The organism is Novosphingobium sp. BL-52-GroH (assembly GCF_044813085.1).
Classification (GTDB): domain Bacteria; phylum Pseudomonadota; class Alphaproteobacteria; order Sphingomonadales; family Sphingomonadaceae; genus Novosphingobium.
Window position 1 is genome coordinate 288999 of record NZ_CP171152.1, and the last position, 13140, is coordinate 302138.

Sequence of the window (13140 nt, forward strand, 5' to 3'; positions counted from 1 at the left end):
TAGAGCACGCGCAGCCGCACGCTCTGGTTGCTTTTCTCAAAACCCCGGGCCCTCGCTTTCGCGAGGGCCCGGAACCAGAAGTCGGCGCGAACGCGATTCATAACCGGATCGGATCGCGGAGAAGCGAAATCGGGCGCTCGACTTGTCGCGTGACGACCATTGCCTGAATAGCGGAAAGACAATACTCTGCGCGACATGTCGGCTTGGGAACAATTTGTTTCGGCAATGTCGAACGCAGGTCCGATCGCCACCGGGCTGGCGATCGCGGCAGTGCCGGTTGTTGCCGGCATCGCGGTCTACCTCGCGAAAATGGGCGCGCAGGCCAAGATCGACGGGCTCGAGGGGGATACCCGGCGGCTCAAGGACAAGATCGACAGTCTCGAGACATCCAAGCGCACCGAACTCGACCAGTCGGCCGAGCGGTTCGTCGAACTCGAAGCACGCTACAGTGCCGTCCTCCAGACACGGGCGCTACTGCAATCGCAGCTCGATCTCATCACCGCGAACATCGCCGACATCGCCATGCGCCTGAATGCGAAGGACTATTCGATCCTCGTGCCGGCCCCCACGATGGTTCCGGGCGACCGCCCGCACGAACTGGTATTCCTGTGTGCCAGCGGTCCGCAGGGGGCGAAGCTGCGCTCGGTCCGCGTTCCCATCGAGACAAGCATGTCGGGCCAGGTCTTCCTTTCGGGTTCGGCCACGATCGCCAGCCCGGCGCAAAATGGCACGACGTTCTCTCAGCAGACCGACAAGGTCGCCGAATACCAGACCGACGAGACGCTATGCGCATGCCTGTACTATCGCGGCGACCTGAAGGGCGTGGCGCAGTTCGTCAACAAGCGGGGAGGGAGGTTCAACGGCCAGGACGTCGAACGGGCAGTCGAACTGAGCAACGCCCTGTCGACGCTGGTGGGCGAATTCGTCTCCGACCCCGCCAAGCTCGGGGAACTGGGCTATTCCCCGCGTCGCAACGATTTTTCGGCGACGATCATGTTCGTCGACCTGTCGGGCTACAGCAGGCTGTTCGACCATCTCGACAACAGCGTCGTGAACGACATCCTCAATCAGTATTTCGAGGCTCTGGGCAATATCGCCTTGTCCTACAACGCCGTGATCGACCAGTTCATCGGCGATGGCATGCTGATCATCTTCGGCGGCATCGGATCGGCCGGCAATCACCAGACCGATGCGGTCGACGCCGCGTTGAAGATGGTGACTGCGTTCGCGACCTTGCGGCAACGATGGGCGACGATCCAGTACCGCGGCACCGAGACGCTGTTCGTCCGGCTGGGGCTTTCCACCGGCCCGGTCACGCGGACGGAAATCGGTCATCGCCAGTTCCGGCGTCTCACCGTCCTGGGCGCCGTCGTCAACGAGGCCGCGCTGACGTGCGAGCAGGCGCCTCGTGGACGTGACACCATCTGCCTCTCGCGCTCGCTGCGGGACCGGATAGCGTACCAGGCGTCTCCGGTCGGCGAGGCGCGGCACGGCGTTTACGAACTGCGCGTATAGGTCGGCCTTTGCGGCCTCGCGAATGGTCGCAGGACTATCCCGCAAGATCGTGGCTGGCGATGAAGGCCTAGATCGCCGCGCTCGCCGCAAAGAGGACGGCCGCCACCGGCGCCCGCGCAGGGGACGAGCCGGTCTCCCGATCAACCGGGAAATGGTAGCCACATGCATCGCCCGGATGCCCAGGAAGTGGCGCAGCGCCTCGCAGTGGCCGCGCCGCCGGAAATGCGCTTGGCCTAAGCACAAGGGAAGCCGTTGCCGACGCCGATGTAGATGAGATTGAGTTCGGGATCGTAGGTGAAGGCATTCGAGGCGGCACCGCCACAGGTGCTCCTGGCGCTGGAACTCTGCCGCGGGCGCTCGATCTCCGAGGCGGCGCGGGACCTCGGCCTGCAGGTTGAGACGATGCGTGGCTACTCGAAAAGCATCTACACCAAGACCGGCGCGGCAGGGCAGGCCGATCTCGCGCGCGGAACCGGCGGTGTAGCGCTCAATGGACGTCGAATCGAAGGAGCCGACCATGGCTGCGATAGCAGGTCCAAAACTTGCGGATGGCCCCCGCTCAAAATTTCTATGACGTTTTATCTATATTTTTTAAATGATTATGGCGGAAGCGGTGGGATTCGAACCCACGAACGGGTTACCCCGTCGCTAGTTTTCAAGACTAGTGCCTTCAACCACTCGGCCACGCTTCCATACCCTATCGGGGGGCAATGCCTTGACGGGCTAGCGGGAGGTTGCGCCCACTCATTCCCGGTCTTGCCAACCCTTTGTAAACACTCTCCATACCGACGCCGGGGCAAAAAGCTCCGGCAGCTTTCGGGATCGCCGCCTGGGCCACCCCTTACCGCTTGCACCTGATTTGCGCGCATAGCTCAATGTGACGCGGGCGCAAGAGGGGCAATACGCAGGCATGTCCGATCGGCGAAGGGCACCGGGCGTGCGGCGGCTGTCCACGGGCATGGGCGAGGAGGCATTTGCAACCCGGGCCCGTTGTGCGAAGTTGAACCACGATGACATTCCGATCCATCCTGCGTTCGCTTCGTTTTCCTTCCTTCGCCCTTGCCCTCGTCGTGGCGCCGATGCCCGCGATGCAGGCCTGCGCCCAGACGGAGAGCTTCCCCGCCTATCTCCAGCAGGTGGCGACCCATGCCCGCGCGCAGGGCGTGAGCGAGGGTACCATAACCAACGTGCTGACGGGCCTCACGCCCAACGACCGGGTCATCGCGCTCGATACCGCGCAACCCGGACGCCAGGTGGCGCCGCCGGCGCTGGCGCCCTACATCTCGCAGCACGTCGGCAGCTCGATCATCGCCCGGGGGCGGACGCGCTATGCCTCCCTGTCGTCGATCGTGCCACAGGTCGAGCGGCGCTACGGCGTTCCCGGGCCGATCCTCTTCGCAATCTGGGGCCACGAGACCAATTTCGGCAGCTATACCGGCGACTTCGATCTCGCCCGCTCGCTCGCCACGCTGGCCTGGGAAGGGCGTCGCCGGGCGCTGTTCGAGGGCGAGTTGATCGCGCTGATGAAGATGGTCGACCGCGGCGTCCCGCGCAGCCAGCTCAAAGGTAGCTGGGCAGGGGCCTTCGGCTATCCGCAGTTCCTGCCGAGCGTCTACCTGCGCCTCGCGGTGGACGGAGACGGCGATGGGCGGGCCGACATCTTCACCAGCTCGGCCGACACCATCGCCTCGATCGCCAACTACTTCCGCGACGCCGGCTGGCGTCCGGGCCAGCCCTGGGGCGTGCGGGCCAGCCTGCCGAGCGGGTTCACCGTCGATTCCTATGCCACCAAGCTCTCTGCGCCGAGCTGCGACCGGGTCCACGCCCGTCATTCGCAGTGGAAGACCGTGTCGCAATGGCGCGCGCTCGGCGTGACGGCACAGGCGCCGATCGGCGGAAACGTGCTCGCCTCGCTGTTCCAGCCGGATGGACCGGGAACACCGGCCTGGCTGTTAACCGGGAATTATCGGGTCATCCTCCAGTACAACTGCTCGAACTACTACGCCATGTCCGTGGGGTTGCTTGCAGATGAGATTTCCCGTTAACCACGCCCTGCCGCTTGCGGCGCTGATCCTGCTGGGAGCCGGAGGCGCCCATGCCGCCGATCGCCGGCAGCCGCCGCCGGACCTGCCGGTCACCGGTCCCGCCGCCGACTATCCCGTCGTGGTGGGCGAGCCCTTCACCATCGGCAATACCGTGTGGACCCCGGTCGACCAGCTCAACTACGACGCGGTCGGGCAAGCGATCGTCGGCGAAGGCTCCGGCGTCACCGGCGCGCACAAGACGCTGCCGCTGCCCAGCTACGTCGAAGTCACCGCGCTCGACAGCGGACGCACGATCCTCGTGCGCATCGAGCGGCGCGGGCCGATGAGCAACGATGCGCTGGTACAGCTCTCGCCCGACGCGTCGGCACAGCTCGGCCTCGCTCCCGGCGGTGGGCCGGTGCGGGTGCGCCGCGTCAATCCCCCGGAACAGGAGCGCGCGCTGCTGCGCAATGGCGGCCGAGCCCCCGATCGCATGGCGACGCCCGAAGGCCTGCTCAAGGTGCTGCGCCGCAAACTGGTAGACCAGTCGCCGCTGGTGCCGCCTGTTGCCCTGCCTGCCACGTCCGCCTTGCCATCTCCGCCCCCGGCCACTTCCGACGCGCCGGCGGTGACGAAACCGGCTGCGAAGACCAAGCCTGCGCCGGCGAAAGCTGCGCCGGCCCAACCCGCTGCCGCCAAGCCGCCACTTGCCGCCGCACCCGCTCCGGCAAAGCCCTCGCTCAAACCGGCAGCCAAGCCGGCGCCCAGGCCCCCCGCGGCGTCGATCCCGGCGCGTCCCGCCACAGGTTCGACGGCGGCTAGGAATGCGTTCGTCGTCCAGGTCGCCGCGTTCTCGTCCGAGGCTTCGGCTCGCAAGGTCGCGGGACAGCTCGGCGGCAGCGTCTCGCAGGCGGGCAAATTCTGGCGCGTGCGTCTCGGCGGCTATTCCAACCGTGCACAAGCCGCCGCGGCGCTGGAGAAGGCCAAGGGTGCGGGCTATAGGGACGCACGAATCCAGAGCGCGGAATGACCTGAACGGCTCCCGCGCGAAACCAGGCGCCATCGGCGCGCGGGAGAATACGGGTCTTGAAGTCCTTTGCGAACGTCCTGAAGCTTGCCCTTGCCGTCGCCCTGCCGACCGGCGCCTCCGCGGCCGCGATCCCCGCGCCGCCGCCACAACTGGCGCCGATCCCCGTCAGCATCCTCGTTGACCTGGGGTCGGGCCAGGTGCTCGAGCAGCGCCATCCGGACACACCTTTCCTCCCCGCCTCGGTGACCAAGGTGATGACCGCCTACGTCGCTTTCGAGGAGATCGGCGCAGGTCGCCTCAGCCTGGATCGCAAGTTCAACGAGCGGCCCGAGACGGAGCGGGAATGGTTTGCAAAAGGTACGAACATGTACCTGACGACGAAGGATTTTCCGACCACGCGCGACTTGCTCCACGGGATCATGACGGCATCCGCCAACGATGCCGCCGTGGTCCTGGGCGAAGGCTACGCCGGCAGCATCCAGGCGTGGGCCGCCAAGATGAACGACGCAGCCCGCCGCCTCGGCATGACGCGCAGCCACTACAACACGCCGAACGGGTGGATGGACGAAGGCAATACTTACGTCACCGCCAGCGACCTCGTGCGGCTCGCCGATGCGATGATTACGCGCTACCCCGATCTCTACCGCGAATTCTCGGGCCACAAGCGCTGGTTCTGGCGCGACGTGGTCATGCGCAGCCACGACCCGACAGTGGGTGTGGTTCCGGGCGCGGACGGCATAAAGACCGGCTACACGCGAGAGGCCGGCTACAACTTCCTCGGCACCGCGGAGCGCGACGGGCGGCGGCTCGTCATGGTGCTCGCGGGCTCCCCGCTGCCCAAGGTGCGCGACGATGCGGCCAAGGCCCTGCTCGAATGGGGCTTCGCTGCATGGGACACGCGGCATCTCTTCGACCAGGGGCAGACGGTGGCACAGGCCCGGGTACAGGGCGGTGACGCGCGTAGCCTGCCGCTGGTCGCCAATCGCGAGCTCCACGCGACGATCCCCCGCGGCAGCAAGCCCGGCATTACCCTTGCCGTCCACTATCGCGGCCCGATCCAGGCGCCGATCCGCAAGGGCGAGCAGGTGGCCGAGCTGGAAATCCGCGTCGCCGGCCTCGCACCCGGCCGGGTACCGCTCTACGCCGGACGCGACGTCGCCAAGGCCGGCACGCTGGACAGGCTGTGGAACGGGCTTATCAACCTCTTCACATGACGCAGGCCACGATCCAGGGACGATTCATCGCGCTCGAAGGCGGGGAAGGGGCGGGCAAGTCCACCCAGGCCCGCCTGCTCGCCGACGCGCTGCGTGCACGGGGGCTGGGCGTCGTCGTCACGCGCGAGCCGGGCGGCACGCCGGGGGCGGAGGCGATCCGCTCGCTGCTGCTCCAGGGCGTCGACGGCGATGACGGCGAAAGCTGGAACCCGCGCGCCGAGGCGCTGCTCTTCGCCGCCGCGCGTTCGGATCACGTCCACCGGCTGATCCGGCCGGCTCTGGCCCGCGGCGAATGGGTGATCTGCGACCGCTACCTCGATTCGAGCCGCGCCTACCAGGGCGGTGGCGGCGGCCTGTCCGATGTCGACATCGGCCTGCTCCACCGGATCGGCAGCGAAGGACTGCTGCCCGACCTGACGCTCCTCGTCGAAGTGGTCCCCGAGGTCGCCATCGAGCGCCTCGCCTTGCGCGACGTCGACGGAACCGACCGCATCGGCGGGCGCGACGGCGCCTACCACGCCCGCGTCGCCAGCGCGTTCCGCGCCTTCGCGCAGGCCGAACCGGCCCGGTTCGCCCGCATCGACGGCAATGGCGATCCGCAGGAGACCCATGCGCTGGTCCTTGCCGCGCTCGGTCCGTTGCTGGCGTGAAAGAGCCGAAACCCTTCATCGGCCAGGACGCCGCGTGGGAGGAATGGCTTGCCGCCATCGCCTCCGAGCGCATGCACCATGCCTGGCTGCTGAGCGGCGCCAAGGGCCTGGGCAAGCGCGCCTTCGCCCGCGCCGCCGCCGCGCAACTGGTGCGCCTGCCCGGTACCCCGGTGCCGGAGGTCGACGGCCACCCCGACATCCATGTCCTCGAGCACCTTCCCGCCAACGACGAAGAGGCGAAGAAGAAAGCCGAAGGCAAGCCCTTCCAGACCAAGCGCAACATCACCGTCGACCAAGTGCGCGAGATGATCCGGCGCCTGTCCACCAAGCCGACGCTAGGCGACAAGCGTGCGATCGTCATCGATCCGGCCGACGACATGGAAAAGGGCGCGGTCAACGCCGTGCTCAAGGCCTTGGAGGAGCCGCCCGCGGGCACGTTCTTTCTTCTCCTCACCCATCAGCCCGGCCGCCTGCTGCCGACGATCCGCTCGCGCTGCCGCGTGCTGCGCTTCGCCGCGCTGGGAGCGGACGAACTCGACGCCGCGATCCGCCGCGACGTACCCCTGTCCGACGATGCCACGCGCGCCGCCGCCATCGCCGCCGCGCATGGTTCGCCCGGCATCGCCTTCGATTTTCTCGAGCACGACCTCGGCGGCATCCACGCGCTGATGATGCGTATCCTGCGCGATGGCGACGATCGGTTCCACTTGCGAGGGCTTCTCGCAGACGCCATGGGCGCGCGCCCGGCCCGGGACCGGCAGGTGGCCACGCTCGAACTCGCGCGTTCGCTACTGGTCCACGAATTGCGCGCCGCGCCGCGCCACCGGCAGATGAGAATCATCGAGGCGCATGGCGTGCTGACGAAATTGTCTACCCAGGCCGCGACCTACAATTTCGATGCCGGACTCCTCATAATGGAAATTGGCGGGTTGCTGGCCTCGGCGGCGATGCCTAGAGAAGCGGCACGCTAAGGCATTTTCGCCGAGGTCCGAACGTTGCGGCCTAGTTGAGAATGCACATGAACTTCGTACCGTAAACATCAGAGAAAGCGCGACGCCGCATGGGCGAGCCCTATTACATCACGACCGCGATCAGCTATCCGAACGGCAAGCCGCACATAGGCCATGCCTACGAGGCGATCGCCGCCGACGTCATCGCCCGCTTCAAGAAGGCGGAAGGGTTCGACGTCCGTTTCCAGACCGGCACCGACGAGCACGGCTTGAAGATGGCCCAGAAGGCGCGCGACCTCGGCATCACGCCGGCCGCGCTGGCTGCCGAAATGTCGCAACATTTCATCGATATGTGCGACAAACTTAACATCGATTACGATGTTTTCATCCGCACCACCGAGCCGCGCCACCATGCCGCCACGCAGGAATTGTGGAAGCGAATGGAGGCCGCCGGCGACCTCTATCTCGATCGCTACGAGGGCTGGTACTCGGTGCGCGACGAGGCCTACTACGACGAAAGCGAGTTGGTCACGGGCGAGGGCGGTGAAAAACTGTCGCCACAAGGCACGCCGGTGGAATGGACCGTCGAGGAATCCTGGTTCTTCCGTCTGTCGAAGTACCAGGACAAGCTCCTCGAACTCTACGCATCCACCGATTTCATCCGACCGGACAGCCGCAACAACGAGACCTTGCGCTTCGTCGAAGGCGGTCTGCGCGACCTCTCGGTCTCGCGCACAAGCTTCGACTGGGGCATCAAGGTGCCGGGCTCGGACAGCCATGTGATGTACGTCTGGGTCGATGCCCTGACCAACTACATCACCGGGCTCGGCTTCCCCGAAGAGGACGGCGACTACGCAAAGTACTGGCCTGCGGACCTCCACCTGATCGGCAAGGACATCGTCCGCTTCCACACGGTCTACTGGCCGGCGTTCCTGATGAGTGCGAACCTGCCGCTGCCCCGGCAGGTGTTCGGCCACGGCTTCCTGCTCAATCGCGGCGTCAAGGAATCGAAGTCGCTCGGCAACGTCACCGACCCGGTAGGCCTCGCCGACACCTTCGGCGTCGATGCCGTGCGCTACTTCCTGCTGCGCGAAGTGGCATTCGGGCAGGACGGGTCGTGGTCGCCCGAAGCGATCGTGACGCGCGCGAACGCGGAACTCGCGAACAGCTTCGGCAACCTTGCGCAGCGCAGTCTTTCCATGATCTTCAAGAACATGGATGGCGAAGTTAAGGCCGACCTGCCGGAAACCGACGCCGACGCCGCGCTATTCGCCGCCGTCGCCGACGGGATCGCCGGCCTGCGCAAGTCGTTCAGCCACCTTGCCTTCAGCGACGGCCTCGAGGCCTGGATGCGCGCCGTCTTCGCCTGCAACCAGTATGTTGACGAACAGGCGCCCTGGGCGCTGCGCAAGTCCGACCCGGCGCGTATGGAAGCGGTGCTGATGGCGCTGTTCCGCGTCGTGCGCGACCTCGCCATCGCCGTGCGGCCGGTGGTGCCGACGGCGATCGACGCCCTGCTCGACCAGATGGGCCAGGCCGCCGGCGCTCGCGATTATGCGGCGCTCGCCGATAAGGACTGGGTCGCGGCACTGGTGGCCTCAGGCTACCGGGTCGACAAGCCGGTGGGTGTGTTCCCGCGCCTCGAACTGCCGGAGGACGTGACCGCCTGATGCTGATCGATTCGCACTGCCACCTTGAGTACGAAGGCTTGGTCGAAGACCAGCAGGGCGTCCTTGCCCGTGCGCGCGAGGCGGGGATCGCGGGGTTCCTCAATATCTCGACCCGCCAGCGCGAATGGGACCGCGTGGTCGCCACCGCCGCGCGCGAGCCGGACGTCTGGGCCTCGATCGGCATCCACCCGCACGAGGCGGACCAGCATGCGGACCTGGGCGAGGGAGCCCTGCTTGAAGCCGCCGCGCACCCGCGCGTGATCGGCATCGGCGAGACCGGGCTCGACTACTATTACGACAAGTCCGACCGTGCGGTACAACAGGCGCTGTTCCGCACCCATATCGCGGTCGCGCGCGAAACCGGCTTGCCGATCATCATCCACACCCGCGATGCCGAGGACGATACCGCCGCCATCCTCGAGGACGAGATGGGGAAGGGGGCTTTCCCCGCCCTCATCCACTGCTTCACCGCCAGTGCCGACTTCGGTCGCAAGGTGCTCGCCCTCGGCCTCACGATCAGCATTTCGGGAATCGTGACCTTCAAGAATGCCAAGGACTTGCAGGCGGTAGTCGAGACCATTCCTGAAGATCGTCTCCTGGTGGAAACCAACTCTCCGTTCCTGGCGCCGGTGCCGCACCGCGGCCGCAAGTGCGAGCCGGCCTTCACCGCCGACACCGCGCGCTTCGTGGCGGACTTGCGCGGTGTGAGCCTTGACCATCTCGCCGAGACGACGACGCGCAACTTCTTCGGCCTGTTCACCAAGGCCCGATATGCGGGCGATCCGGCATGAAGGTCACGATCCTCGGCAGCGGCACGTCGACTGGAGTGCCGCGCCTTGGTGGCGAGGACGGGAAGGCCGACTGGGGCCTGTGCGACCCGGAGGAGCCTCGCAACCGGCGCACCCGGGTCGCGATCCTGCTGGAAAGCGATGCGGGCGCGCGCATCCTCGTCGATACGCCGACGGACTTGCGCGCCCAGCTTCTGGCCAATGAGATCCATCGCCTCGACGCGGTGTTCTGGACCCACGACCACGCCGACCACTGCCACGGCATCGACGACTTGCGCCCGCTGCGCTACGGCCGCGCGGGACCGATCCCGGGCTTCGCCGATGCGGAGACGGTGCGCCGGCTGCGTCAGCGTTTCGGCTATGTCTTCGCCGGCCAACACGGCTATCCCACGCTCATCACGCTCGACAACCTCGATACCTTGCGCTTGTGCGAGGGCTTTCGGGTCGGCCACACGCAGATGCCGCACGGGGGCATGGATTCGACCGGATTCCTCTTCGATGCGGATGGGAAATCAGTCGCTTACGCCACGGATTTCAACGAGATCACACGTGGCATGATCGATCTGTTCTACGGCTGCGACGTGCTGGTGGTGGACTGTCTTCGCCGCGAACCGCATCCGACACACGCGCACCTGGCGATGTCGCTCGAACTGGCCGAAGTCTGCCGGGCCGGAACCGTGGTGCTGACGCATCTCGACAAGAGCATGGACTATGCCACACTGAGCGCATCCGTGCCTGCGCATGTGCAGGTCGGCTACGATGGATTGGTGATAACGCCGTGACGCAAACGCCATGAACCAGATGGGCCAGATCGTCTCCGTGATCGCTATCGTCGGTTGCCTGGTCCTGGCTTTCCGCAACGCCGGGGTGCGATCGCTCGGCGCCGGCAAGGCACTGCGCATGGCCGCGATCTGGGCGGCGATCATCATCGGACTGGTACTCCTGATCCAGGTGTCCGGCTTCAGGATCGAGCCTTGAGCGCCCACGCGCCCGTCCTTTATTTAACATAATCCTTATTATCACTTCGAGATGGCCGCAACAGTGACCCAAGCCCGACACGCGCAGATCGATCGCCTCCTGTCCATCATGACCCGCCTGCGCGATCCGCAGACCGGCTGCGAATGGGATCGCGAGCAGACGTTCGCCACGATAGCGCCTTACACCATCGAGGAAGCCTACGAAGTCGCCGAAGCCATCGCGCACGACGACCTCGCATCCTTGCGCGACGAACTCGGCGATCTTCTGCTCCAGGTCGTGTTCCATGCCCGCATGGCGGAGGAACTCGGGCACTTCGCGTTCGCCGACGTCGCCGCCGCGATCTCGAACAAGCTGGAGGCGCGCCACCCGCACATCTTCGGCGACGATACCTCGGGCGATGCGCAGACCGAGCGCTGGGAGCAGCTCAAGGCGAAGGAACGTGCGGCCAAGGGCGCGACCAGTGCGATCGACGGCGTGGCGGTGTCGCTGCCGGCCCTGATGCGCGCGGAAAAGCTCCAGAAGCGGGCGGCGCGCGTCGGGTTCGACTGGCCCGATCCGAGCGGCGCCGCCGCCAAGGTGCACGAGGAAATGGCCGAGCTGGCCGAGGCGGCGGATGCCGAGAAACTGGAGGAAGCCGGCGACCTGCTGTTCGCGGCGGTCAACCTGGTTCGCCTGAACGGCATCGCTCCCGAGGATGCCCTGCGCGCGGCGAACGCCAAGTTCGAACGGCGATTCCGGGGAATGGAAGCCTTGGCGAAACGGGACGAGGTCGAGTTCGCCGGTTTGCCCCTGGAGCGGCAGGAAGCCTATTGGCAGGCAGTCAAGGCTCTGGAAAAGTTGGGCAAATAGCGTCGCCCCGGTCAATTCCGGGACGACGTATTCGCACCGATCACAGCGCCGTGAAGCGGCCCAGCTCGCGTTCGGACAGGCGCACTTGCAGGCGCAGTTGCGGGCCGTCGGGCCCCTCGCCGGCGTCGTCCTCGGAGACGACTTCGCCACGCGCATGGAGGAAGGCCATCCGCTGGCCGTCTGCGGCGGGGATGACGAAGTTGTAGACCTTCGAATCGAGTGTCAGGGTCCGGCTGGCGACGGCGAGCAGGTCGTCGCAGCCTTCGCCGGTCAGCGCCGAGACCGGCACGATCGTCTCGCCATCGCGGTGGGTTATCGCCTCGCGCAGGGCGGCCGCCTGCTCGGGGGCGAGCAGGTCCCACTTGTTCCAGACCTCGATGATCGGGATCAGCGGAGCGCTGACCTCGCCCTCGTTGGCATCTTCCTTGGCCCAGCCCTGCGCGCGTTCCTCCACGGCCGCCCGGCGCAGTGCCCGTTCGTCCGGCTGCGGCTGCAGCACGCCGAGATCGGCGAGCACGTCGAGGACCTGGCGCTTCTGCGCGTCGGTATCGGGATTGGCGATGTCGCGGACGTGGACGATGACGTCGGCTGCGGTCACTTCCTCCAGCGTTGCGCGGAAGGCGGCGACGAGCTGGGTCGGCAGGTCCGAGATGAAGCCCACCGTGTCCGACAGGATCGCCTTTTCGAGGCCCGGCAGGCGCACCGAGCGCATCGTCGGGTCGAGCGTGGCGAACAGGAGGTCCTCCGCCATCACTTCGGCGCCGGTCAGGCGGTTGAACAGGGTGGACTTGCCGGCGTTGGTGTAGCCGACGAGCGCGACGACCGGCCAGGGCGCCTTCTCGCGGCGATCGCGGTGAAGGCCGCGCGTGCGGCGGACCTGCTCCAGCTCGCGGCGGATCTTGGCCATGCGATCGCGAATCAGGCGGCGGTCGGCCTCGATCTGGGTTTCGCCCGGACCGCCGAGGAAGCCGAAGCCGCCGCGCTGGCGTTCGAGGTGGGTCCAGCTTCGCACAAGGCGGCCGGCCTGGTAGTCGAGGTGCGCGAGTTCGACCTGGAGGCGGCCTTCCGCCGTCGCCGCGCGCTCGCCGAAGATCTCGAGGATCAGGCCGGTACGGTCGATGACCTTGCGCTTGAGCTTCTCTTCCAGGTTACGCTGCTGGATCGCGGTCAGCGAGCCGTCGACGATGACCAGTTCGGCCTCGTTCTGCGCGCAGGCGACAGCGATGTTCTGGATCTGGCCTTCGCCGAACAGCGTGCCCGGCCGTGGGTCGCGGATGACGATCGCCATCGCTTCGACCACTTCGAGGCCGATCGCAAGGGCAAGGCCCCTCGCCTCTTCGAGCCGCGCTTCGGGATCGAGGTCGGCCATCTGGCCCTTGGGGCCACGCATCTGCGGATAGGCGACGAGGGCACGCGCGCCGCGCGTGACCTCGTCCTTCAATTCATCGGTCAAATCGGTTCAGCTTTGCAAT

12 protein-coding genes and 1 tRNA gene are annotated in these 13140 nt (G+C 66.6%); 11 read left to right on the forward strand and 2 right to left on the reverse strand.

The features are described 5' to 3' along the window. The first annotated feature begins 225 nt into the window (after positions 1-225). Entirely contained in the window at positions 226-1515 is a 1290-nt protein-coding gene (locus ACFFDA_RS13980; protein ID WP_404481057.1) for an adenylate/guanylate cyclase domain-containing protein, read from the forward strand. Between the two features lie 602 nt (positions 1516-2117). On the opposite strand, the gene ACFFDA_RS13985 is transcribed toward ACFFDA_RS13980, so the two are convergent. After that, positions 2118-2207 (reverse strand) — tRNA-Ser (locus ACFFDA_RS13985). Positions 2208-2525: 318 nt separating this feature from the next. Here ACFFDA_RS13985 and ACFFDA_RS13990 point away from each other — a divergent pair. From ACFFDA_RS13990 to mazG, 10 genes are all read left to right on the forward strand, one after another. Next, positions 2526-3560, forward strand: coding sequence for a lytic transglycosylase domain-containing protein (locus tag ACFFDA_RS13990; RefSeq protein WP_404481058.1), 1035 nt, complete (start codon positions 2526-2528; stop codon positions 3558-3560). After that, positions 3544-4569, forward strand: coding sequence for an SPOR domain-containing protein (locus ACFFDA_RS13995; RefSeq protein ID WP_404481059.1), 1026 nt, complete (start codon positions 3544-3546; stop codon positions 4567-4569). The genes ACFFDA_RS13990 and ACFFDA_RS13995 overlap by 17 nt, the downstream gene beginning before the upstream one ends. Before the next feature lie 56 nt (positions 4570-4625). Next, positions 4626-5783 carry a D-alanyl-D-alanine carboxypeptidase family protein gene (locus ACFFDA_RS14000; RefSeq protein ID WP_404481060.1) on the forward strand — a complete coding sequence of 386 codons (1158 nt, stop codon included), beginning with the start codon at positions 4626-4628 and terminating at the stop codon, positions 5781-5783. Further along, positions 5780-6433, forward strand: a complete 654-nt coding sequence (gene tmk, locus ACFFDA_RS14005; protein WP_404481061.1) for a dTMP kinase — start codon at positions 5780-5782, stop codon at positions 6431-6433. The genes ACFFDA_RS14000 and tmk overlap by 4 nt, the downstream gene beginning before the upstream one ends. After that, the gene (locus ACFFDA_RS14010; RefSeq protein WP_404481062.1) at positions 6430-7404 is read left to right on the forward strand and encodes an AAA family ATPase; all 975 of its coding nucleotides are present in this window, start codon (positions 6430-6432) and stop codon (positions 7402-7404) included. The genes tmk and ACFFDA_RS14010 overlap by 4 nt, the downstream gene beginning before the upstream one ends. An 89-nt stretch (positions 7405-7493) precedes the next feature. Beyond that, entirely contained in the window at positions 7494-9053 is a 1560-nt protein-coding gene (gene metG / locus ACFFDA_RS14015; protein WP_404481063.1) for a methionine--tRNA ligase, read from the forward strand. Further along, positions 9053-9844: a TatD family hydrolase gene (locus ACFFDA_RS14020; protein WP_404481064.1), complete on the forward strand. Its 792-nt coding sequence runs from the start codon at positions 9053-9055 to the stop codon at positions 9842-9844. Before metG ends, ACFFDA_RS14020 begins: the two co-directional genes overlap by 1 nt. Next, entirely contained in the window at positions 9841-10623 is a 783-nt protein-coding gene (locus ACFFDA_RS14025) for an MBL fold metallo-hydrolase (RefSeq protein WP_404481065.1), read from the forward strand. The genes ACFFDA_RS14020 and ACFFDA_RS14025 overlap by 4 nt, the downstream gene beginning before the upstream one ends. Before the next feature lie 10 nt (positions 10624-10633). After that, entirely contained in the window at positions 10634-10819 is a 186-nt protein-coding gene (locus tag ACFFDA_RS14030; RefSeq protein WP_404481066.1) for a hypothetical protein, read from the forward strand. A gap of 51 nt (positions 10820-10870) precedes the next feature. Beyond that, positions 10871-11668, forward strand: coding sequence for a nucleoside triphosphate pyrophosphohydrolase (mazG, locus tag ACFFDA_RS14035; RefSeq protein ID WP_404481067.1), 798 nt, complete (start codon positions 10871-10873; stop codon positions 11666-11668). 40 nt (positions 11669-11708) lie between these two features. Here mazG and hflX read toward each other — a convergent pair whose 3' ends face one another. Beyond that, positions 11709-13121 (reverse strand): GTPase HflX, encoded by a 1413-nt coding sequence (gene hflX, locus ACFFDA_RS14040; protein WP_404481068.1) that lies wholly within the window; start codon positions 13119-13121, stop codon positions 11709-11711. Positions 13122-13140 lie beyond the last annotated feature (19 nt).

Excerpts from the sequence above, each read along its gene's own strand:
- ACFFDA_RS13980 (WP_404481057.1), top strand. The coding sequence starts at position 226 with ATGTCGAACGCAGGTCCGATCGCCACCGGGCTGGCGATCGCGGCAGTG.
- ACFFDA_RS13990 (WP_404481058.1), top strand. The coding sequence starts at position 2,526 with ATGACATTCCGATCCATCCTGCGTTCGCTTCGTTTTCCTTCCTTCGCC.
- ACFFDA_RS13995 (WP_404481059.1), top strand. The coding sequence starts at position 3,544 with ATGAGATTTCCCGTTAACCACGCCCTGCCGCTTGCGGCGCTGATCCTG.
- tmk (WP_404481061.1), top strand. The coding sequence starts at position 5,780 with ATGACGCAGGCCACGATCCAGGGACGATTCATCGCGCTCGAAGGCGGG.
- metG (WP_404481063.1), top strand. The coding sequence starts at position 7,494 with ATGGGCGAGCCCTATTACATCACGACCGCGATCAGCTATCCGAACGGC.
- ACFFDA_RS14020 (WP_404481064.1), top strand. The coding sequence starts at position 9,053 with ATGCTGATCGATTCGCACTGCCACCTTGAGTACGAAGGCTTGGTCGAA.
- ACFFDA_RS14025 (WP_404481065.1), top strand. The coding sequence starts at position 9,841 with ATGAAGGTCACGATCCTCGGCAGCGGCACGTCGACTGGAGTGCCGCGC.
- ACFFDA_RS14030 (WP_404481066.1), top strand. The coding sequence starts at position 10,634 with ATGAACCAGATGGGCCAGATCGTCTCCGTGATCGCTATCGTCGGTTGC.
- mazG (WP_404481067.1), top strand. The coding sequence starts at position 10,871 with ATGGCCGCAACAGTGACCCAAGCCCGACACGCGCAGATCGATCGCCTC.